Source organism: Albibacterium profundi (genome assembly GCF_042159835.1).
GTDB classification, from domain to species: Bacteria; Bacteroidota; Bacteroidia; order Sphingobacteriales; family Sphingobacteriaceae; genus Albibacterium; species Albibacterium profundi.
In genome coordinates this window covers 87,316-108,738 of record NZ_JBBVGT010000003.1, presented here as the reverse complement: position 1 = coordinate 108,738, position 21,423 = coordinate 87,316, and the positions used below count along the sequence as shown (strand labels likewise).

14 protein-coding genes and 2 tRNA genes are annotated in these 21,423 nt (G+C 42.0%); 8 read left to right on the top strand and 8 right to left on the bottom strand.

Going from position 1 to position 21,423, the window contains the following annotated elements; all coding sequences use genetic code 11:
- The first annotated feature begins 17 nt into the window (after positions 1 to 17).
- The 6 genes from WKR92_RS11930 (at position 18) to WKR92_RS11905 (ending at position 8,101) form a co-directional block, all read left to right on the top strand.
- The gene (locus WKR92_RS11930) at positions 18 to 3,143 is read left to right on the top strand and encodes a SusC/RagA family TonB-linked outer membrane protein (RefSeq protein WP_375558062.1); all 3,126 of its coding nucleotides are present in this window, start codon (positions 18 to 20) and stop codon (positions 3,141 to 3,143) included.
- A 21-nt stretch (positions 3,144 to 3,164) separates the two neighbouring features.
- A complete protein-coding gene (locus WKR92_RS11925; protein ID WP_375558061.1) occupies positions 3,165 to 5,186 on the top strand; it encodes a RagB/SusD family nutrient uptake outer membrane protein in 2,022 nt (673 codons plus the stop codon).
- Between the two features lie 24 nt (positions 5,187 to 5,210).
- The gene (locus WKR92_RS11920; protein WP_375558060.1) at positions 5,211 to 6,107 is read left to right on the top strand and encodes a BT_3044 domain-containing protein; all 897 of its coding nucleotides are present in this window, start codon (positions 5,211 to 5,213) and stop codon (positions 6,105 to 6,107) included.
- A 145-nt stretch (positions 6,108 to 6,252) separates the two neighbouring features.
- Positions 6,253 to 6,744, top strand: coding sequence for a regulatory protein RecX (locus tag WKR92_RS11915; protein ID WP_375558059.1), 492 nt, complete (start codon positions 6,253 to 6,255; stop codon positions 6,742 to 6,744).
- A 374-nt stretch (positions 6,745 to 7,118) separates the two neighbouring features.
- Entirely contained in the window at positions 7,119 to 7,361 is a 243-nt protein-coding gene (locus WKR92_RS11910) for a hypothetical protein (protein ID WP_375558058.1), read from the top strand.
- 5 nt (positions 7,362 to 7,366) lie between these two features.
- Positions 7,367 to 8,101 carry a type I restriction-modification enzyme R subunit C-terminal domain-containing protein gene (locus tag WKR92_RS11905; protein WP_375558057.1) on the top strand — a complete coding sequence of 245 codons (735 nt, stop codon included), beginning with the start codon at positions 7,367 to 7,369 and terminating at the stop codon, positions 8,099 to 8,101.
- Positions 8,102 to 8,116: 15 nt separating this feature from the next.
- Here WKR92_RS11905 and WKR92_RS11900 read toward each other — a convergent pair whose 3' ends face one another.
- Both WKR92_RS11900 and WKR92_RS11895 read right to left on the bottom strand, forming a co-directional pair.
- Positions 8,117 to 9,520 carry a patatin-like phospholipase family protein gene (locus tag WKR92_RS11900; protein WP_375558056.1) on the bottom strand — a complete coding sequence of 468 codons (1,404 nt, stop codon included), beginning with the start codon at positions 9,518 to 9,520 and terminating at the stop codon, positions 8,117 to 8,119.
- A complete protein-coding gene (locus tag WKR92_RS11895; RefSeq protein ID WP_375558055.1) occupies positions 9,504 to 12,620 on the bottom strand; it encodes a hypothetical protein in 3,117 nt (1,038 codons plus the stop codon). The genes WKR92_RS11900 and WKR92_RS11895 overlap by 17 nt, the downstream gene beginning before the upstream one ends.
- A 349-nt stretch (positions 12,621 to 12,969) precedes the next feature.
- Here WKR92_RS11895 and WKR92_RS11890 point away from each other — a divergent pair, with 349 nt between their 5' ends.
- Positions 12,970 to 13,590 (top strand): hypothetical protein, encoded by a 621-nt coding sequence (locus tag WKR92_RS11890; RefSeq protein WP_375558054.1) that lies wholly within the window; start codon positions 12,970 to 12,972, stop codon positions 13,588 to 13,590.
- Between the two features lie 138 nt (positions 13,591 to 13,728).
- Here WKR92_RS11890 and WKR92_RS11885 read toward each other — a convergent pair.
- Both WKR92_RS11885 and WKR92_RS11880 read right to left on the bottom strand, forming a co-directional pair.
- Positions 13,729 to 13,814: transfer RNA gene (locus WKR92_RS11885), tRNA-Leu, on the bottom strand.
- Between the two features lie 63 nt (positions 13,815 to 13,877).
- Positions 13,878 to 13,953 (bottom strand) — tRNA-Gly (locus WKR92_RS11880).
- Positions 13,954 to 14,130: 177 nt separating this feature from the next.
- On the opposite strand from WKR92_RS11880, the gene WKR92_RS11875 reads away from it, so the two are divergent.
- On the top strand, positions 14,131 to 14,913 hold the full coding sequence (locus WKR92_RS11875) for an alpha/beta hydrolase (RefSeq protein WP_375558053.1): 783 nt from the start codon (positions 14,131 to 14,133) through the stop codon (positions 14,911 to 14,913).
- A 9-nt stretch (positions 14,914 to 14,922) separates the two neighbouring features.
- Here WKR92_RS11875 and WKR92_RS11870 read toward each other — a convergent pair whose 3' ends face one another.
- The 4 genes from WKR92_RS11870 to WKR92_RS11855 all read right to left on the bottom strand — a co-directional run bounded on the left by WKR92_RS11870 (position 14,923) and on the right by WKR92_RS11855 (position 21,293).
- A complete protein-coding gene (locus WKR92_RS11870) occupies positions 14,923 to 15,561 on the bottom strand; it encodes a DUF6266 family protein (protein ID WP_375558052.1) in 639 nt (212 codons plus the stop codon).
- A 408-nt stretch (positions 15,562 to 15,969) separates the two neighbouring features.
- Positions 15,970 to 16,905, bottom strand: a complete 936-nt coding sequence (locus tag WKR92_RS11865; RefSeq protein WP_375558051.1) for a lysylphosphatidylglycerol synthase transmembrane domain-containing protein — start codon at positions 16,903 to 16,905, stop codon at positions 15,970 to 15,972.
- A gap of 73 nt (positions 16,906 to 16,978) precedes the next feature.
- Positions 16,979 to 17,869 (bottom strand): SDR family oxidoreductase, encoded by an 891-nt coding sequence (locus tag WKR92_RS11860; protein ID WP_375558050.1) that lies wholly within the window; start codon positions 17,867 to 17,869, stop codon positions 16,979 to 16,981.
- Positions 17,870 to 17,966: 97 nt separating this feature from the next.
- Positions 17,967 to 21,293 carry a TonB-dependent receptor gene (locus WKR92_RS11855; RefSeq protein ID WP_375558049.1) on the bottom strand — a complete coding sequence of 1,109 codons (3,327 nt, stop codon included), beginning with the start codon at positions 21,291 to 21,293 and terminating at the stop codon, positions 17,967 to 17,969.
- Positions 21,294 to 21,423: the final 130 nt, after the last annotated feature.

Here is a 21,423-nt window from a genome sequence, read left to right as displayed (position 1 = left end):
AAACCTATCTATATATAATGAAAATCATACGTATTTTGTGTCTATTATCGCTCAGCCTGTTGTTTACGACTACATATGCACAGCAAGCGAACGAGTTAACAATTACGGGTACCGTCGTCGATGAAGTTGGCGAACCGTTACCCGGTGTTTCTATTTATATCAAAGACAAATCCGTTTCTGGTACATCAAGTGATAATGATGGAAAATTTAGTATTCAAGTGGAATATGGAGATAAATTGGTCTTTAGTTTTATCGGTTATGAACCAGTAGAACACGTTGCCATTGAATCAACCAGTGATTTAACCGTTCCTTTCACTGAAACTACAGAGGCCCTCGATGAAGTTATCGTGGTAGGACTGGGAAATGTACAACGAAAAATAAGCTCCGTTGGGGCCATCACAACCGTTGATGCCAAAGACCTTCGGACTCCAGCTCCATCCATTGCAAACCTACTAGGCGGAAGAGCTGCCGGTGTTATTTCTCTACAAGGAAGTGGCGAACCGGGACAGAACATCGCTGACTTCTGGGTACGTGGTATCGGTACATTTGGTGCTAACAGTAGCGCACTTGTACTTATCGATGGATTAGAAGGTGACCTAAACACCATAGACCCTGCTGATATCGAAAGTTTCTCTATATTAAAGGACGCCTCCGCCACCGCCGTATATGGGGTAAGAGGAGCTAACGGGGTAGTTTTGGTAACAACCAAGAAAGGACTTGTGGATCGGATTCAGATAACCGCTCGCGCAAATGCAACCTTGTCCCACCTTAGTCGATTACCACAGTATCTGCGTGCTTATGACTATGCACAATTAGCAAACGAAGCACACCTTGTTCGTGGCGAAAGTCCATTGTACGACCAAACGGAGATGGGCATCATTCGAGACGGCCTAGATCCCGACATCTACCCTGATGTAAGCTGGCAAGACGAAATCCTAAACAAAACCTTTTGGCGTCAAAGCTATTATGCTAGTGGCCGTGGGGGAAGTGAAGTAGCTCGCTATTTTTTGAGTATAGGCGGAAAAAGTGAAACAGCGGCCTATAAAGTGGACAAAAACAGTGTATACAGCTCCAATGTAGGCTTTAATACCTATAATTACCGTATCAACCTAGATATCAATCTCACTAAAACAACCAAAATATACCTTGGTTCAGACGGCTTTTTATCCAAATTAGACCAACCGGGAGTCGCCAATACGAACTACATATGGAATGCTCAGTCGACACTATCTCCGCTTGCTATTCCTACTCAATATTCCAATGGCCTGTTACCGGGTCGTGGAGGCGAAGATCGATCATCCCCTTACGTGATGATTAACCGCACAGGTAAAGCTTCCGATCAAGAGTACAAAGGCAAATCCACCCTAGCTCTAAACCAGGACCTTTCCGGTGTTCTAGACGGACTTAAATTTCGCGTTCAAGGAGCATATGACATCAATAGTTATTTCAGTGAGCGCAGACGCATACAACCTGCTCTCTATACAGCCTTAGGAAGAAATTACAACGGATCGCTCGTCATGCAAGAAACGGTTCAGGAACAAAAAGCATCTTACTCTAGATCCACCAGACAATATCGCAAATATCACTTAGAGTCTGTCATTAATTACGATCAGATTTTTGGTGATGATCACCGGACATCCGCATTGATCTATTATTATCTCAGTGACGCCAAAGACACCAAAGATGCTACGAGTAATTTGGAAGCTATACCTTTGCGTTATCAAGGAGTATCCAGCCGGCTGACCTATGGTTACCGGGACACATATCTCTTGGATGTCAACTTTGGGTACACTGGTTCTGAAAACTTCCAGCCCGGCAAACAATATGGTTTTTTCCCTTCCGTTGCAGTTGGTTGGGTACCGACGAGTTATAATTTTATGAAAGATGCCGCTCCTTGGCTTAACTACTTCAAAATCAGAGCATCGTATGGTACCGTAGGAAACGACCGAATCACGAGTATTCGTTTCCCTTACCTAACTAAAGTTAACGTCGGTTCAGGAAATATCTGGGGCGTACCCGGCATAGAGACAATCCACGAAACCCGCATTGGAGCAGACAACCTAGCATGGGAAAGAGCGGTCAAATCCAACTTGGGTATTGAAGGAAGACTATTTAATAACAAAGTGGATTTTGTGATCGACTTTTTCAAAGATCAGCGGAACGGTATTTTCCAACAAAGAGTACAAGTTCCTGAATATGTAGGTGTTGTGTCCAACCCATTTGCCAACGTAGGTCAGATGAAAAGTTCCGGAGCCGACGGCAACATTAGCTACACAAGTGATGTTTCCAACGACTTAGGCTTCACGGTACGAGGTAATTTTACATACTCCAAAAACATCGTACAAAACTGGGAACAAGCTTATCTAGAATATCCTTATTTGGAGTACAATGGATTCCCATATAATTCCATACGAGGCTATCAAGCCATCGGGTTGTTTAAAAACGACGAAGACATCAAGTACAGTCCTAAACAAACCTTTGGAGCGGTTATGCCCGGTGATATCAAATATAAAGACATAAACGGCGATGGCATGGTTGACAAATTGGATATGGTGCCATTAACACACAGCAACTTCCCGTTATTGATGTACGGTATGGGCGCTGAATTCCGCTATAAAAATCTGTCCCTAGGCGTATTATTAAAAGGAACTGGAAAAACCTCATTTTTCTATGTAGGACAGGAGATGAAGGTAAATAATGTAACCAAACCTAACGGAATGGGGTATATGCCTTTCTTTGAAGGTAACATGGGTAATGTATTATCGTTAGTAGCTGACCCGAGCAACCGCTGGATCCCGAAAGAGTATGCCGCGGCGCATGGTATAGATCCTGCCCTAGCAGAGAACCCCGACGCTCGTTTCCCGCGCTTACAATATGGAAACAATAGCAACAATAGTCAGATATCTAGCTTCTGGCAAGGAGATTCGCGCTATCTCCGTTTACAAGAGATCACACTGAACTACCATATTAGTCCGGAATTTCTAAAAAGGCTCGGTATTTCATCAATGGATCTTCAACTTGTAGGCACCAATCTGCACACATGGGATAAAGTAAAAATCTTTGACCCTGAACAAGCCGCTTGGAATGGGCGAAAATACCCGATACCGTCCACATATTCCTTTCAAATGTATATCAATCTTTAAAAATAAGACATAATTAATGACATGAGAACGTCAACCATAAAACAAATAATAAAAGCAGTTATTATCATTCAGCTGCTCGCTCTCGGAACATCTTGCAAGGATTATCTGAATATTGACGACTACTTCGATGATGAATTCAACATCGATTCCGCTTTTTCCAACGCTCGCTACATGGAAGCCTATATGTGGGGTGCAGCAGCAATGTTTTCAGATGAAGCACAAACTATTAGGTTCGGTTATACACCTGGTCCCATGGCCACTGATGAAGGCTTCAATGGACTTACCGGCGGCGGTTCAAACAATGTATATTATGGAATGGATTTCGCTACGGGACGCATTTCGCCAGACTTCTTCGGAGACAGCAACCCAAACCTTAATCAATGGGGGAAATATTACAAAATCATCCGGAAATGTAACAGCATCTTGCAAAACCTAGACCGTCCGGAAGATCTTACTACTGCCGACCGACTACGAATAGAAGGATATACACGATTCATACGTGCTTATGCCTATTATAACATATTAGTGGATTATGGTCCGCCAATTTTATTAGGAGATGAAGTGGTTAACACCAACGAAGCTATCGATTACTACGACCGAACCAGAGCCACCTATGACGAGGCAATGGAATACACCTGTGGTGAGTTTGAAAAAGCAGCTCAACTGCTTCCATCAGAAGTTTCCATCTTAGATTTTGGACGCCCTACTCAAGGAGCAGCCCTTAGTTTAGTAGCTAGATTACGATTAATACATGCTAGTCCATTATTCAATGGCGGTCCTGTAGCTAGCTCATATTTCGGCAACTGGACACGTTCAACAGACGGTGTACACTATGTATCACAACAATATGATGAAAGCCGCTGGGCAGTAGCCGCAGCAGCAGCTAAAAGAGTAATGGACTTGGGGACGTATAAGCTTTATACAGCATTAGCGGATGATGCTACGCCAGCTCTTCCTTCAGGTGTCACCTCAGATCCCAATTTCTATAATACCTATCCTGATGGAGCTGCCGGTATTGATCCTCTTAGATCCTATTCCGATATCTTCACTGGAGAAGCTGTAGCAGCAATCAACCCAGAGCTGATCTGGGGTAGAAATACAGGATACATCAATGAATTTATCAGCAAAGGGTCTTTCCCTCCTTCGCTAGGCGGGTGGGGACGCTTCTCGGTCACTCAAAAAGTGGTGGATGCCTATCTCATGGACGATGGTCGTACCAAGGAAGAGGCTTCTGCTGATGGCTACTATTCAGAAACCGGTTTCACTACTGAACCAAAGTATTTTTCAGGATATCCACTCAATTCGGGCGTATATAATATGTACGCTAACCGTGAAATGCGGTTCTATGCTTCCATAGGGTTCAACGAAGCTGTTTGGCAAGCGCTCTCCAGCACAACGCTCAATAACCACACAGCGAAATATTACTATCAAGACGCCGATGGCCGAGGTGGAGTAACTGCCACTTCTCCTAACTATCCCATTACCGGATATGTAATCAAAAAATTCAATCACCCAATGGATGCATGGACGGGTACCGGTGCTCGTCACATGAATAAAGCTTATCCAATTATCCGTTATGCTGAAATCCTGCTATCATATGCAGAGGCACTCAACAATCTGACCGGTAGCCATACCGTGCAAGTGGGTGATAAACAATATACCGTTTCCAGAGATGTAGAAGAGATTAAAAGTGCTTTTAATAGTATTCGCTATCGGGCGGGTTTACCCGGTCTTACCAACACTCAGCTCGGTGATGCAGCTGAAGTACAAAAACAAATCGAACGCGAACGCATGGTTGAGTTTCTATGGGAAAACAGACGTTTCTACGACGTGCGCAGATGGGGTATCTATGAAGAAACAGAGAGAGAACCTATACGAGGAATGAATCCTGACGGAGCCACTAAAGAAACCTATTACCAACGAGTTATTCCAGGCACCTCCTCTTTTCTTGCACGAGTAGTTGACAAAAAGCTTATCTGGGTACCGATACCACGTGCCGAAATGAGAAGGTTGCCCTCTCTTGACCAGAACCCGGGTTATTAGATTACATTAAAATAAAACGAAAAAATGAAACGAAATTATATAGTAATACTTGTCCTTTCGATGATATTCACGTCCTGCAAAGACAATGAATTGTTCGAACATGAGATGTATAAAAACATGGTCGCTCTAATCAGCAGCGACTATCACAATACCTTTGAAGAAATCGTTCCCTTGACAGGCGAGGAGGTCATTGGTTATATTGCTGCTTCTTCAGGCGGCACACATGCTCCCAATAACGATATAGTTATCGGCTTAGAAGAAGATCAAACTCCGCTAGATCTCTACAACTGGTCGCTTTTTGACGCCGACGAAAACTTGTATGCCAAACTACTCCCCAAAGACAAATATGAGATTGTAGAATACAAAATTCAGATTAAAGCCGGAGAACGTACAGGTCGCACCATGGTTAAGTTGCATCCAGATGGTTTATCGCCAGATTCAACCTATTTTATAGGCTTAAAAGCTACCGACATCTCGGGCGTTGAAATCAATGAAAAGAAAAACACCATTCTCTACCAAGTCCTCATTGAAAATAACTATGCATCCCAGGCAACTAATTCAATTTATGCAATGACTGGCTTAGCCGACGAAATGGTGTCTGCTGGCAATAAAAAACTCTTTCCTCTTACTCAAAACAGTGTACGGGTGATAGCAGGTACCGAAACATTCGAATCAAAAGTCAAAGACATCGAAGAAACGGCCATCATACTGGAAATAAATGATGACAACACGGTATCCATTAAACCATATAAGGATATTAAAGTGACCCAATTAGATGGAGATCCAAACTATCCAAATACGTTTACCGTCGAAGAGTCCTTTGGTCGAACATTCAATGTTTTCCTATTGTCATATGAATACACTCTCGATGGTGTTACGCGTATCATGAAGGAGCGACTCGAGATGCAAGTAAATCAGTAAATTGACATCATAAAAATTACACCTTAATATGGAGCAGTTTGGTAAAACTGCTCCATATTAATTTTATGCAGACCCGCCGTCCCACTCTGCAACAAATCTTTACCCTTTTTTGGCTTAAGATGAAAAATTTGTCAATTTTGATAGCATGACTGATCCGAATCAGAAAAAAGCTAAGCGCCTTACCCCCATGCAAGCAAAGAAGCGTGCTGAAGGTTTTTGTGCCTACCAAGAGCGAGCGCAGCAAGAAGTACGAGACAAACTCTACAATTGGGGCTTACATCAATCGGATGTTGAGAACATTATATCCGAATTAGTTACAGAAAACTTTCTCAATGAAGAACGTTTTGCCTATGCCTACGTTTCCGGCAAATTCAAAATGAAACAATGGGGAAAGATCAAAATCAAAAACGGACTGCAACAAAAAAGGATCTCGCCTCGGTTAGTAAAAGAATCCCTAGCAAGCATTGATCCCAGTGAATATATGAGTGCGCTCGAGCAGGTTATCGAAAAAAAATCAAGATCACTCAAAGAGCATCACCCCTACAAGCGAAAAATGAAACTCGCCCAATACGCGGTTAGCAGAGGCTTTGAACAAAATCTCGTTTTTGACGTGTTAAACGAAGATTATCTCGATTAACCAACCCTCTTCTCCTTAGTAGTTCTAATCGGGACGTAACCGTTTTTATCCGACAAATACTATGCATTTCCAGTACCCAAAACCATTATTGATATGATCAAGATCAAGATGTTTGAAAGGGATATACGATAAACTACATATATCTGCCGATTTTATATTTAGCAGGATATAACAGCAAAAACCGAGATTATTTCGAGGGCACTGAAAGGTTTCACAAGTCTTACCCCGAGTTAACAAACGAACTTTATCCGGCGAGACCAACTAAAATCGAAAGCTCACCCACGTATGTCGCTGAACTCATCCAACAGGATATTGATGCGTCAAAAGAAGATTTAAACCTAGCGAAAGAGTATCTCGACAAACTACATTCTATCGTGGTTAACCTAGACACAAAACGCTATGAAGTAAGAAAACATCTGGCCGCTGTGCATCGGTTTTCCGAAAGAGAAAAATGGCACAGCCTCTCTAAATCAGATGTACTACTGTTAGAAACAGAAATAGCACACCTAGTTCCGTATTCGGATGATACCGACGAAATGGCTAAACGGTTTGATCTGAATAGTTATAAGCTGCAATCAGCCATTCTAAAAAACACAACCAATCAACTAAAATCATAGAAAACATGATTGGCATCGGCAATCGGCTCTTAACAAAACGCAATGTGCCAGTCGTCGCAGCAAAAGAGGCGATAATCCGCGAAGTGGCCAGTTCAGAGTTTTGGAGCAATGCTTCCTTGTCTTCAATTGACCATGTTCGAAAAGAAATTCGTGATCTGATTCATCTACTTCGAGAGGAAAATATTATCAACCCCATATATACCGACCTAGATGACATATTAATCGAAAGCGAAGTCGCGGAGTTTGACATTATACGAACTATCCCTACCCACCAAGCTTATCGAGATCGCGTTGAAGCCTTTATCCGTAAGAACAAAAACCACTTGGTGATCGATAAACTCTACCGTAATCTCCCTATTAATTCTTTTGAATTAAATCAACTAGAAGAGTACTTGATCGAAGAAACCTTAGACAGCAAAGAGAAGTTCGTCCAAGAATATGGAGAACAGCCTTTAGGATCATTTATTCGAAGAATTATCGGCCTCGATCAAGAATCAATTAACCAACACTTCGCTGCCTTCATCAACGAAGGAAATTTATCAGCTAAACAGATTAAATTCTTAGATACCGTGATTCGTTACTTTGTTAAGAATGGTTTCCTTGAAACTTTCAATTTAACTGAACCGCCGTTCACGAGTATCGATGATAGTGGTATTATCGGAATATTTGATGACAACGACACCACGAAGCTTATCAATTTAATACGGGAAGTAAACAACAATGCAGATATAGGTGCATAGAGCGATCATCGATCCCTATCTGAAATACCCAATAACTTGTTCATAAGCACGTTCAATCGGGTCTTTTTTTAATTCTTCATTAGGAGCAAAGTTTAAGGTACTCAGTTCTCCATATGGAATTTGTATAATTTGCTCTCGTTCAACCTCTTGCTGGATTTGTCGCTCATTTGGTTCCCAAAGGACATCAACGATTCCTTTTGTAAAATCTAAAATGGGGAGTTCATCAGTCCAGCTTTTCTCAGCCGACTCTTCTCCCGGCAGATAGGGAACCAGTGATAACGCCAAGGTACCCGGATTTAGGTAATCATAATACGTCTTACCATAGCTATTTAAAAGTTCTTTCTTTTCAATATAGTCAAATGCATGAAGCGGGAGATTAAATACTGTCCCTCCGTCAACCCAAAAACCTTCTAAATTCTCCGCTTCTACATAAACCGGTTTGAACACGATGGGAATATTCATCGATATCGCTGCTGCCTCAGCCACAGGAAAATCCGGAGTATGATCCTTCGAGAAATATTGAGGTTGATTTTTACTTACATTAACTCCCGTAAAAAGTAGATTGCATTTGGTGACCTCATAAAAAGTTTCGAAGCTTATAGTACTCCCATCAATATCCTTATTAAAAAAGTTCTTAAATCGTTCTCCAATAATTTGCCCAAAAAAAGCCCTAACAGAGTAACCTGGAAATAAACCCCTATCAAAAAGTAAGTTAAATATATAACCATAAGGGTCTTCCGTCAGTTTTTGTACAATATCGTTTCTATCTTCAGGCTCAGAATTTGGTAAAATCGCCTGAATGATCTGATAGAATAAAAACTCAAATCCCAGATTCTTAAATCCCGCACCTATCAATTTACCTTTAAACGCATCAGTTCGATGACTAGTATCAGACCCTTTAAGCAACATAAATAGCACTTCATGGGCGGGTTGTTTCAACAAGCTGGTATATTGCGCACTACTTTGTAAAAATCCCAACAGAGAAATAGCCAAGGTTCTCACGATTGGATTTTGAGCATCCATATCGCCAGACTTTTTAATAAATGCTTCAACTGTTTCATTCAGATTAATATGAACCGAACGGTCACTTCTTCCAGGGATATTAAATGAGCTTACAGTTCGGTAAGACCCATTGTCAGGTCCATCAAAGAAACTCATAAACAGTTCGGGCTTAGACAAAAACTTTTTATCTATTTCATCTGCTGTGAAACCTAGTGCAATTAAAAGTGCTGTAATAGCACCTGCCGAAGTACCTGCCACTCCCTTTAATTTTGGAGCATCGCCGTCGCTCTTCTGTTTTATAGGGAGAATCCCTTTCTCCTCCAAGGCCTGGATAGCTCCGAGATAAGCTACCCCTTTTCCTCCTCCCCCTTGAAGAACCAAATATTCTACCTTATCAGGATCATGAATTTTCGCCATCGTTTTCGTTTGTATTTATCGGAGGGATTGCTTCAAGATTATTTTTGTCAGATAGTATAATCAGATTGGTCGGAATTCTTGCTCTCCATGGTGAATCAACTTGTTTAACTTCCGGCGCTTCCTCATCGATGAATTCATTGATTTCCGCTACTAGTTCCGGGTCATCATCATAGGTAATTGAAAGTGGTTCATTATGATTCCAAAGCTCTCCATTCTCCATATAATGCATAAACTGACGCTCATAACCACGTTTAATTGGGATGATTGTTTCCACGGCACCTGACCGCATAAAAGCCTCATAATGCGGGTCTGTGTCCTTAAAGAGTTGGCGCTCCTTCCAGCTTTCATACTGGTGCCAATAATAAGGGAACAATCGGTAGCTCATTTTTTTCCAATCGATAGCGTTCTCAAAAAAATCAATATATTTCGAGAACATCTTCATTTGATCTATCTGAATCTCGTAGTCCTCCTGAGTCGAAGAAAAAAATCCTTCAAAAGTCTGATTAGCATTATTTCTCAATACCGTGATTACCTGCCTTTTAAGTTCCTCATGAATTACCTGTTTGTTCTTTTCTGGATTCTGGCCACTGATCACCCCTAACATTTTATCTTCCTTATCGTTCCGTTCGCTTCGTTTAAATTCCTCCTTTTTCTGTAAGTAAGCCTGATAGAGCTTATCATATACATTTTTTTGCCATCGGTAATGTGCATGGCCCTCGTATCCATTTTCTGCAGATAACTTCACTATCACTGTTGCTTGAAAATAATTATTATTCCGCGTCATCACGGTTATTGGAATTTCTTCCAGTCCGACCGTTTCTGCACCGATAAACACATAGCGAATCATGCCTGCGGTATGAGACTTGTTATGTCCACTAGCAAGAACCACGGCGTTAAGGCCTCCGCCGTGAGTAGTGCGTCTATATCCATCTACTTCCACCGTATCAAACCAAAAGTTCGGAAACTCTTCAGGGTCATCACCGCCTTGCGTACTAGCAACGCCATAGTAGGCCTCTAAAACATTTATATTTAACTGCCGACGGTCTCCCCCTGTCGGGTTTTTCCAAGGACATCGGTACTGAACAAAAACTTCATCCACTTTATAACCTTTATATTCATCGTCGCTCGGTATGATTATGCTATCCTTATTCAGTAAGAAACCCGCACTCAGACTCTCGGTATTCTTATCGTTAAATTCGATCGTCGTTGTTATGTACCTTATCCGCGGAGGTGGTGTATCAAAGTCTACAACACCGTACTTTTTACCCACATCAAGCGCAATTTGGTGATGGGTTATTTCCATTGGCGAGTTCAGCGGAAACTCCTCTAAAGGTTGCTTCATGTCGGCCTCTTTCTTCTGATCAAATAGAAGCTTTGCCGGATCAGGCAAAATAACCTTAGCCATCAAATGCCTTCCATAGCTCAACGTTCGAAACTCTTTAACCTGATCAACCCATTGGTAGATCCCGTTGATATGTCCTTCAGAATTATTTTCAAGTTTATGTTCATTTATGATTTCAACTTCATTGATCGATATTTCCGCCCTTTCTTGTTCAATTTTACGGGTCACCTCAATTCTTGCTTCTTCAGTGATGTCTTCGGCAGTTTTCCTGACAGCATGATCTGACTTCTCCTTCTCATCATCGTAATAGGCCATCACATCGACATGGAACCCCGTACCCTTATAACCGGTCTCAACTTCACCTCCTAGTTTTTGCTTTTGGGCTTTTTCAATTTCAGACTGGAAGTTACTGTTCGAGCTCGTAGCAAGATTCAAAGACTGTTTAACCTGCGTAGATTCACTGGTCGTAAGTCGTCTTTCAATACGATCCAAGGTTCTGTGTGTTCTGCTTCTAGATTCCCCCTGCATAGCTGTTTCAATATGAGCAATACTTGAAGCAACGTACCCTACATTCTTCTCTTCTACCAGGATCAGATCACTAACCAATAGCTTCAATAGAGGCTCCTCATCTGTAGGCAACCTACCTGCCGATGAAATAATCCAATCATTAGGCTTCTCAAGATTTGGGATCAGCGAAGGAATATTATTTGAGTTCAAATCCACTGAAAATTTATTTTTAGCAAGTATCTCTAGCTGGTCTGCCTTACCCTCAAGTCTAACCTTTTCTGCCAAAACCTTATTCAGGCCATTACCAGACTTTATTTCTTCTTCGGTCACCACCAATTCAGGCGCGATTATTTGCAAATTATCCTTTAGACCTTTGCTTTTTGAATCAATGATCGCAGCAATACGAGTTCCGATATTTTTCAATGCCACCTTCCTCGTCGACACCCGTGTCAACTTAGATTGTTGTGATTTTACTGACTTAAATACCGGCGCAAAAAGCTTAGAGTCTGGTAAATCTTTTAAAACGCCAATATCCTCCATCTCTTCCTCGTTAATATTCGCATACCTCTCAATAGCTTTCAAGTCGTCTATCATTTCGTTTAGCTGACTCAAGCTATTTCTGAGCCCTTTATATTTTGTCCTCAGGGTTTCGTAATCTTTCCGAAACTCATCGTTCGTATTCATTCTTTGCGAATCTCTTCTATCAATATGCGGCCAGATATCTTTAATAGATGGAATTACAAATGTTCCCGAAAATACATCTATCCATTTCACCGTATCATACTCCTGTGACGACTCATACATGGTCAACATGCTCCAAGCTTTAAGAAGCTTGATAAAAGCCTCCTTGTGTGTTTCCTTCGTTCGGTTTGACCAGAGCTTGATTGCAAAAAGCATATTTGCATAATCATTTCTCGCATACAATCGCTTTTTGTGATCCCAATTTGATTCGACGCCAAATACATTTTTTACAAAATCACTTGATAGAGTAGTACTATTCGTTTGTGCAACCTCATCCATCAGCGTATCGTAACGATACATAAGGTCTTGAAATTCATAATTTCCAATAACCGCCCCAATACGCTCAATCACTTCAGATATCTCATGCTGTATTTCTTTAGGAGTCTTATTAGCCGTTATTGCTGCAAGAATGCTTGATTCATTGCTGTCTTTAATGAGTATCTCGACAGCCGCTCCCTTTTTAGCGTTTCGGATCGTCGTAAACTTAAACAGTATGTTTCCTGTATCCATAATTTTTCGTTTTAGGTAAATAATAATCGAATGAAATTTAACGATCTCCCTAAATTATTGAATTGAAACATGCAGACCTATAGTGATTTAGTATATGACTAGATTGACCTAGTAAACTGTCCGTTTTATTTAGAATTGTCACTCAATCTACTTTATCGAAAATGGATTTACAGTTTGTCAAAACATTTATCACAATAGCAGCCAATATCACAAAAGCTACCAAATAATCGTTCAAATTAAATAAACCCCATTTAGGGGGTGTTTGGATTCATACTAACACAATACTTTTGGTTTAAATAGGAAAAGAAACTATGAAGCTCTATGAACTAAAAAAAAAATGAAAATAAAAATGAGAACAATCGTAAAATTTACAACCTGGTTAGCATGCGTAACTTTCACGGTTACATCTTGTTCCAAAGAAAAGATATCTGATAAAGAAGGTAACGACCAATGCTGGTACAAAATTACTTTGGAGGGCCAAACAACAAACGCGAATCAATTTGGACAAGACCATTTGCTCTTTTCATCATTATCTGGTCCAGACGGAAAATCGAAATTTATTTTGAGTGTCGGACAAGCTAAACCCGACGGCCAACTGTTCCCTGCATTCGACTTAAGTAGCGAACCGTCAGGGCTATTTAACAGCAATACAGCTGCAGGAACATCATATTCTGTCGATTTTGCCACAGCATTAGATTTTAATCGGCCCGATCTAGGCGAATACGCTTATCGTATGGATAGCACACCGGAAGATGGCGTGCTAACCGTTAACGTATTGGAAAACTCAGAACAGCGAATACGGTTCAAAGTATCGGGGACGATAATGAAAACAGAAGGCGGTGTAGAGAATATGACCCGAGTGAAGCTTGTTCCGATAGATGCTGAATTCACTTTTGACCGTTCTTATTATACCGAAATGACATCGAATGGCGTTTTTGTCGCCAGTGCGAATTGCGAATGCGAAGAATAATATGATACTAGAGACCAACAATATAAGTCTATAAGAAAACCGTTTTGTCTCCCTTCGGGTATGGTGTTGTTTTTGGTGCTGGTTTTTTTGGTTAAATAAAAAAGTGGGCCTACGCTCTGTATTCCCACTTTTTTTCAGTACTGAAGGCGGGAATCGAACCCGCACTCGCTTTAGGGCGAACAGGATTTTAAGTCCTGCGTGTCTACCAGTTCCACCACTTCAGCGTTTAAAAGCGTCATACGACACTGGTTTAAACATAAAATCCCTTACATTAAGGGATTTTTATTTGGAGCGAAAGACGAGGTTCGAACTCGCGACCTCAACCTTGGCAAGGTTGCGCTCTACCAACTGAGCTACTTTCGCGTTTGTTTTGGTGAATGCAAATATAGGCAGTTTTACATTCATGTCAAGCCTTTTTTTAAAAAAATTGACAATAGTTATTAAACTGCCTTATTAAGAGGGGCTTAATTTTAACGGAAGTGAAAAGTTAATGCATTTTACCAAAAAAACTCTATCTTCATACTAACCAAATCTTCTGATATGATGACTCCTACCATTCGAAACATCGGTTCCATCACCATGGTTCTGTTCTTAAGCCTGTTGCTATTGTTGCAAGCACCGAAGGCAAATGCTCAATCTACAGGAAAAACCTATGTCATCGTACATGGCGCTTGGGGCGGTTCATGGGCCTTCAAAAATGCTGACTCTATTCTTACTTCCAAAAGAAACCTAGTCTACCGACCGAGCTTAACCGGACAGGGCGAACGAGTACATTTGGCGACACCTGATGTCGATTTAAACACGCATATCAAAGACGTTGTCAATACCATTCTTTTTGAAGACTTAAATGACATCATCCTTGTAGGGCATAGTTACGGCGGCATGGTCATTACTGGCGTAGCTGATAGTCTTCCGAACCGCATAGAGAAATTAATCTACTTAGACGCCTTTGTTCCGAACAATGGGGAAAGTGCATTCACTGCACAAGGGCAGAATAGCAATCCGGGTATTGAGAAGATGACTAAAAACGGCTTTATTGTCCCGCCTTGGGTAAAGGACGAAGACCCACTCCCGAAAGATGTCCCACAGTCTCTAAAGACTTTTACACAGCCCATTGCTATTAAAGGTCGCGCTAAAAACCTACCGACTGCATACATCCTGACCGTCGACGAGGGCAAAAAGCCGGAAGAAGATGATTTTGCACGTTTTGCTGAACGAGCGAAACAACGCGGATGGCCAGTGGAGATCTTGATTTCCGATCACAATCCGCAATGGAGTAAGGTCGCAGAGTTGTGCGACCTCCTCCAAAAGCTCAGTGAATAACGCTTTTCTTTATTCAACAATGATGGAGCCGAGGTATTTGCTGTCTGAAACTCGCTGCCGATCGTCCGAGATAAATGCGATATGAACAAACAATTCAGTCCCGGGCTTTAACCTCCCGATATCAATGGCATCACTGCCGGCACCACGTGAATTCGCACTGTGGTTACCTGTTGGATCTTCAACTCCCGAAAGCATAATCATCGCCTGATCATTGGAGCTTGCATCCTCTTCTATCTCGGTACTCCATGACACTCGTAATCTATCACCCTCTTGGCTCATATGGATGTCCTTTGGCAGTACTAATTCGCCACGCGAGAATACCACCTTACTGAAGTCGACTTGATAGTCTGGATACTCTCCGCTGATGGAATTCTTTAGATTATAGGACATCGCCGCATTGAACGCCGACATCTTGCTCAACTCCGGAGCTAAAGAAAACCCTTTGCGAATAAAATCAACCCGTTCTTGTAGGTAAGCTTGCATTAAACGCAGTCGCGCGCGACTGGCAAGTTGCTTTTCGGTTGATTGTCCCCTTCTTTTAGATTTTGGTCGACTACGCATAACAAATTTACCGCGCCAACGATAACCGATAACATTTCCAACACGACCTTCAAACGGACCTAAAACCCCTTCTTCATAAATCGCCATACTAAAAAATATTAAGTAAAAATTAAATTTTCAATATCGGCAATCCCCCGATCAAAATCAAGGACCCGAGAGCCAACCGCGGCCGATTTTACACGATTATGATATATAGCAAAGACTTAGCTTAGCCGTATATTAGTCGGATATCAGTCGGATCTACTCGTCTAATATCCGTCCAATGTCCGTCGAATGTCCGTCCAATGTCCGTCTGATCTCAAAGCAATTTTGAGGAAAAAAGAGAGGCATCACCTCATCTTATTCCAAATCCGAAAAATAATTTTAGTGGGTTTCTATGGGAATTTGTCGGCCAGCTGTGAATACAGAGAAACTGATTTATAAGATTACGAACATGAAAATTCTACCGGATGGTTTCGTTAAACGAAAATGTACTTTCGAAATTGCTTTTCGAAGTTAATAATCGATTTCTTCGTTAACCTGGTTCTCGTTAACCTGGTTCTTTTTCCCGATGAATAGAAAGTAAAAGGCTGCGGCGATTCCGATCCATACAATCTGGCGGGCTCTTCTTAGAATGGAAGCTGTGATCCAGACTTCGTCACTGTTAACGCCGACGATGGATAGCATAATCTTGTTGCCGTACTCTTCGAAACCGATCTGCCCGGGGATGAATGCTCCGGCAGTCTTGAAGAAAACTACACCTAGGTCGATTACCAATGCCTGGACAATGGAGATATCAATATTCAGAAATTTAAGGATGAAGTAGAATTCCAAAGCACCGAATATCCAGTGTAGGACCGCAAATAATACGGATAATACCATGTACTTCTTATTCTCTCGAATTAAGGGTGGCACCTCACGGAGAAAGGTTTGCATCTTCAGGCGGAGCGACTTGGATCGGCTGGATAGGAAAGGTAAGATTCCGGCAACATGTGCGTTTGAATCTAACAGTCGCAGTGCCGGCATTTGAAACATCAAGGTGATAAAAGAAGAGATAAACAGCGTTAGCTGGCTAGCCATCATCATCAGTCGCGATAGCAAAACTGAAGCCGCTGCCCGCTTTGTATCGATTCCGGACCTACTAAGGATAACGGCCTTGAGCGAATCTCCGCCCACAACGCTTGCGGGGTTGAAAAGTGTGAACGTCTCTCCGATATGCCGAATTACGTATAGTCTTCCTAAAGAGACTTCTTTCCGCTTATCACCCAGACAGTACTGCCAACTAATTGTAGCAAAAAGATAAGCCAGACCGGTCACAAGAATCAAAACAGCAAAGCGATAACCTACACGAGAAACAGACGATAACACACGATTCATGTCGGTCGCCTGTATAAAAAAGTACAAGGAAATGAGGATACAGATCGTAATGATAATGGTTAGCCACTTCTTCATAACGTGCTTACGTAGCCTTCCAATCGTGTAGGTTTATCATCCTACAAAACTAAGAATATTTTTTTAGGAGCCTTTATCCGTTGATAATTTCACCACCATTCGGATGAATAATCTGTCCGGTCATATAACTTGCGTCATCTGAAGCCAGGAAAACATAGGAAGGTGCGACCTCATTAGGCTGACCCGGTCTGCCCAGTGGCACATCTTTTCCGAACTCCGCCACCTGCTTCTTATCAAAACTTGAAGGAATTAAAGGGGTCCAGATAGGCCCAGGGGCCACACCGTTGACACGAATACCTTTTTTTGCCAAGTTGGTTGCCAGTGATCTCGTGAAACCCACAATCGCGCCCTTGGTGGATGCATAATCAATGAGATGTCCACTACCGCGATATGCGGTAACCGATGTGGTATTGATAATACTAACTCCTTTTTTCATATAGGGTAAAGCCGCTCTGGTCAAATAAAAATAAGAAAGGATATTGGTTTTAAATGTTTTTTCGAGTTGCTCATCGGTAATATCCGTGAGTGCCTTTTGTGGGTATTGGACCGCAGCATTGTTGATCAGAATATCAATTTTCTTAAATTTGTCGATTGCGTTTGAGATAATTTTCTCGCATGCTTTTACTTTCGAAACATCGGCTGATATAAGCAAACATTCTCCGCCGGCCTTTTCAACAAGCTCTTTCGTCTCCCGAGCGTCCTTTTTTTCATCGTAGTAAGCAAGTACGACCGACGCGCCCTCTGCTACAAAAGCTAAAGCGACCGCTCGTCCAATTCCGCTATCACCACCAGAGATTACGGCTACCTTTCCTTCTAAACGTCCAACACGAGGGTCATCGGGTGTGGAATCTGGTTGAGGGTTCATTTTGTATTCATCGCCTGGTTGATCTTTCTGTTTCTGTGCTTTGGGGGCTGTTTTTTTAGCACTCTTTTTTGTAGCTTTTAAATTTGACTCTCTTTTCATCGTGCGCTTTTTAAGTCTCGTTTAAAAAAAAACACAGAATCGTCTATTTTTGTTTAAAAAATAGACGATTCCGTGTTTTAATAAGTTGGTTCGGTACTTAGAACGAGTAACGAAGTCCTAATTGCATTTTCCAAGTTGAATTATAGGAAACAACATCACGGAAAGGACTGGTTGGTAATACAACCTGATTTTCTTCTGAAACAGTCATCATATTGAACGTTGGGTTCGTTGCGCTGACGCTAGCAGGAATCAATAGTCGCTGAGCGTTGTTCAAGGTTTGCTGGACGCCCCATTCTTTGTTTAACAAATTACCGAAATTAAGGATATCTAAACTAATTTCCAGCGAATGTTTACGATTACCCAGAGGTGCCATAATCTCTTGCGCAATGCGGATATCAAAACGATTCAGCCAAGGCATTAGGAAGTTATTTCTCTCCAAATACTCGCCCCTGTATTTTTCCAGATCATTTTCAGCGACATAAATATCAAATGCTTCTGCTTGTTCTGCCGCAGTAAATAATACTCCATCATCATTTGTGATATCAACGAAGGTAATATCGGACGTGTTTTGCGGCAAGAAAATCAGATCTGAAGCTGTACCATCACCGTTGAAATCAGAATTATACTGATACGAGAACCGGCCTTGGTGCGATCCGTTATAGAACACCGAGAAGGTTGTTGCCAGATGATTCAGGTACTCAACCGAGTACGATATATTGGCATTGACACGGTGTGGAAGTGCGTAAGCTGAATGGTATAAGAACTGATCGTTCGGATTGTTGATCGACGGGCTATTTTCCCATGCGGACGAAGCATTGGAACCGGGATTACTGGATACTTCTTTAGAACCCGAATGGGTATAGTAAATACCTCCTGCGAAACCACCGATGCGCTGTGGCAATGTTAGACCGATGGTGGCACTATACGAATGTCCTTTTTCATCGGTATTCGTTAGAATAGTAGCGTTACTAGCTCCGAGATCCTCATTGTATGCTACATTTTCGCTCGTATAAAAATCGCGATCATCGCCGGGAGCATAGTTCATTTTTCCAACGTTTCTTGCCCGGTTTGCGCTAAACTGATACACCGCATTAATATCTCGTGTATATAAAAGATCTGCTATAGCCGTCAATGGGGTATTTGGAATCTGATAATCCACACCGAAACTTGTCCGCCATATTTTTGGCATTTTAAATTCATCATCTACCAGGGCAAAAGAACTTGGGTTACCGCCTGAGGGTGTTTTGATAAACACGTCTTCAGAACCCGGAACCGGATTGTTTAGCCAGTGATAAGGATCTGGATTGAAGCGAATTCCTCCTATCCAATCGGCTACTGCATCATAGCTCCTAGGTTCAACATTGTTCTGAATAACCCCAGCATTGGTAGGCATATTGGTTAACCAAACAAAAGGAACACGACCTGTAAAGATTCCTGTTCCCCCGCGTAATATTAAACTACGGTCACCTTCAACGTCATAATTAAATCCGATACGTGGGGATAGCATGATACGCGATTTTGGCCAATTGCCAGAATCGTAGTTTTTGGGGTTGCCGTCTCTATCTAATAATTCCAGACTGTTAATACCCGGATTGGCAGTTAAGTCGTTCAGATAAATCGGCAATTCTGCTCGCAATCCGACAGTAACGTCCAGACGATCATCGACCGTATAGCGATCTTGGACATACAAAGAAGCCTGACCAAAGTTAACGCGACTATAAGGGTCCATTCCTTCATAAGGATACGTTAGTCCAAACATTATGGGTGCTGCTTCATTTGGCCCGCCGGTAGAAAGAAAATCTTCTACTGATTTGTAGCGATAGTATGAAGTTCCCATCCGTACATAGGCATTACCAAATTTTTGCATTTCAAAGGCTGCCCCTCCCGTGATCGTATGATCACCTGTGACGTAGGTCAGGTTGTTTACGAAGGAGTAGTTATCATTAACCACATCGTTGTTATAGGTAAACAACTCATAACCAAAAGTCATATAGTTGGTTCCGGTGGCACTTCCATCCCAAATATCGACCATCGGGAACACATCACTTTTCGATGTTCTTTTGTCTTGGATTTTACTGTAGGTTGCTAAAAATTGGTTTGAAAGGCTCGGAGTAAAGTTACTTGAAAGTTCAGCAGTGATTGACCGAACCGTATTCTCCATTCCGTAGTTTGAATTCTCAAAAGAAATCGAGTTCGAGCTGACGCGACCTGTACTTGAGCGAGGTGACGGACCGGATGATGCATTGGTCAATGAGTTAGAAACTCCCACCACCTGATTGTAGCGCACGGCCAACTTATGAACATCATTGATATTCCAATCGATACGCGCTAACAACTTCGTACTATGCTGTTTTGCGTCATTGGCATAACCCTCGTAACGCCCCGGATCATAACCCCATTGATTGATCAAATGATCTTTTACAGCCGTCAAATCAGCGATGCTTGTACGTGCAATATTGCGGTCAGGATCAGCAACGCCATTCTCTGAAGCCCGCCATAGGTTAACACCAGAAGCATTGGCACCGGTTTCTTCTACACGCTCAGCATTGACAAAGAAAAATAGTTTGTTTTTGATAATGGGACCTCCTAAACGAAAACCATAGTTCTTAGTCGTGGCCTCTTCACTTTCATCCAGTTCGGTATTATTGATCTTGTTTCCTTGGAAATTTTCGTTGTTATAATATCCGTAAACCGATCCGGTAAAGGTGTTGGTACCGCTGCGGGTAACCGCATTGATCCCAGCACCCGTAAATCCGCTCTGACGGATATCAAAAGGTGCAATATTTACCTGTACTTCTTCGATTGCATCCAACGATATAGGCTGTGAGTTACCACCGGGGAGTGGCGCATCGCTCAAGCCAAAGCCGTTATTGAAGTTCGAGCCATCAATCTGCAAATTATTATAACGTCCATCCCTTCCTGCAAAAGATGTTCCCGAAGATTGAGGCGTTAACCTGGTAAAATCGGTCAAACTGCGGCTAATGGTAGGTAAGGTCTCAAGTGCATCGGTACTAATGTTTGTACTGGCCCCTGTACGGTTCGTATTCAATTTAGAACCACCCTGCCCCATAATAACAACTTCTCCTAATTGAGTTCCCCCCTCGTTCAAAGTTGCGTTGACAATGTAAGGCTGACCTAGCAATAGGATAATATTTTCAAAGGTCGACGTTTGAAAACTTACGTGGCTCATTTCAACGGTATAGGGCCCGCCGACACGCATGTTCGGAATGTTAAACCTTCCCGTTTCATTAACAACGGTTGAGTAAGTTGTACCACTGGGCACGTGGGTAGCCTTTATACTGGTCCCGATCGCGCTTTCTCCGGTAGGTTCCTGAACCGTCCCCGAGAGACTGCTTGTTGTTACCTGCGCATGCAGTACAGCACTGGTGAACAACATTAAGAAAAAAAGTAAAGACTTCTTCATAATTAATGGATTAGTAGTTTTTTTGGCAAAGCTAACCCTTCGTCATTTCCATTACATTAGCTCTCTATTATACTAAGGTTAATAATATTATCTTACCGTTAAACAGGTGGTAAATGGCTCATAAGTAGGC

What these genes read in the sequence shown, in the direction of transcription:
- WKR92_RS11930 (WP_375558062.1), top strand. Translation starts at nt 18, where the DNA reads ATGAAAATCATACGTATTTTGTGTCTATTATCGCTCAGCCTGTTGTTT.
- WKR92_RS11925 (WP_375558061.1), top strand. Translation starts at nt 3,165, where the DNA reads ATGAGAACGTCAACCATAAAACAAATAATAAAAGCAGTTATTATCATT.
- WKR92_RS11920 (WP_375558060.1), top strand. Translation starts at nt 5,211, where the DNA reads ATGAAACGAAATTATATAGTAATACTTGTCCTTTCGATGATATTCACG.
- WKR92_RS11915 (WP_375558059.1), top strand. Translation starts at nt 6,253, where the DNA reads ATGACTGATCCGAATCAGAAAAAAGCTAAGCGCCTTACCCCCATGCAA.
- WKR92_RS11905 (WP_375558057.1), top strand. Translation starts at nt 7,367, where the DNA reads ATGATTGGCATCGGCAATCGGCTCTTAACAAAACGCAATGTGCCAGTC.
- WKR92_RS11900 (WP_375558056.1), bottom strand. Translation starts at nt 9,520, where the DNA reads ATGGCGAAAATTCATGATCCTGATAAGGTAGAATATTTGGTTCTTCAA.
- WKR92_RS11895 (WP_375558055.1), bottom strand. Translation starts at nt 12,620, where the DNA reads ATGGATACAGGAAACATACTGTTTAAGTTTACGACGATCCGAAACGCT.
- WKR92_RS11890 (WP_375558054.1), top strand. Translation starts at nt 12,970, where the DNA reads ATGAGAACAATCGTAAAATTTACAACCTGGTTAGCATGCGTAACTTTC.
- WKR92_RS11875 (WP_375558053.1), top strand. Translation starts at nt 14,131, where the DNA reads ATGATGACTCCTACCATTCGAAACATCGGTTCCATCACCATGGTTCTG.
- WKR92_RS11870 (WP_375558052.1), bottom strand. Translation starts at nt 15,561, where the DNA reads ATGGCGATTTATGAAGAAGGGGTTTTAGGTCCGTTTGAAGGTCGTGTT.
- WKR92_RS11865 (WP_375558051.1), bottom strand. Translation starts at nt 16,905, where the DNA reads ATGAAGAAGTGGCTAACCATTATCATTACGATCTGTATCCTCATTTCC.
- WKR92_RS11860 (WP_375558050.1), bottom strand. Translation starts at nt 17,869, where the DNA reads ATGAAAAGAGAGTCAAATTTAAAAGCTACAAAAAAGAGTGCTAAAAAA.
- WKR92_RS11855 (WP_375558049.1), bottom strand. Translation starts at nt 21,293, where the DNA reads ATGAAGAAGTCTTTACTTTTTTTCTTAATGTTGTTCACCAGTGCTGTA.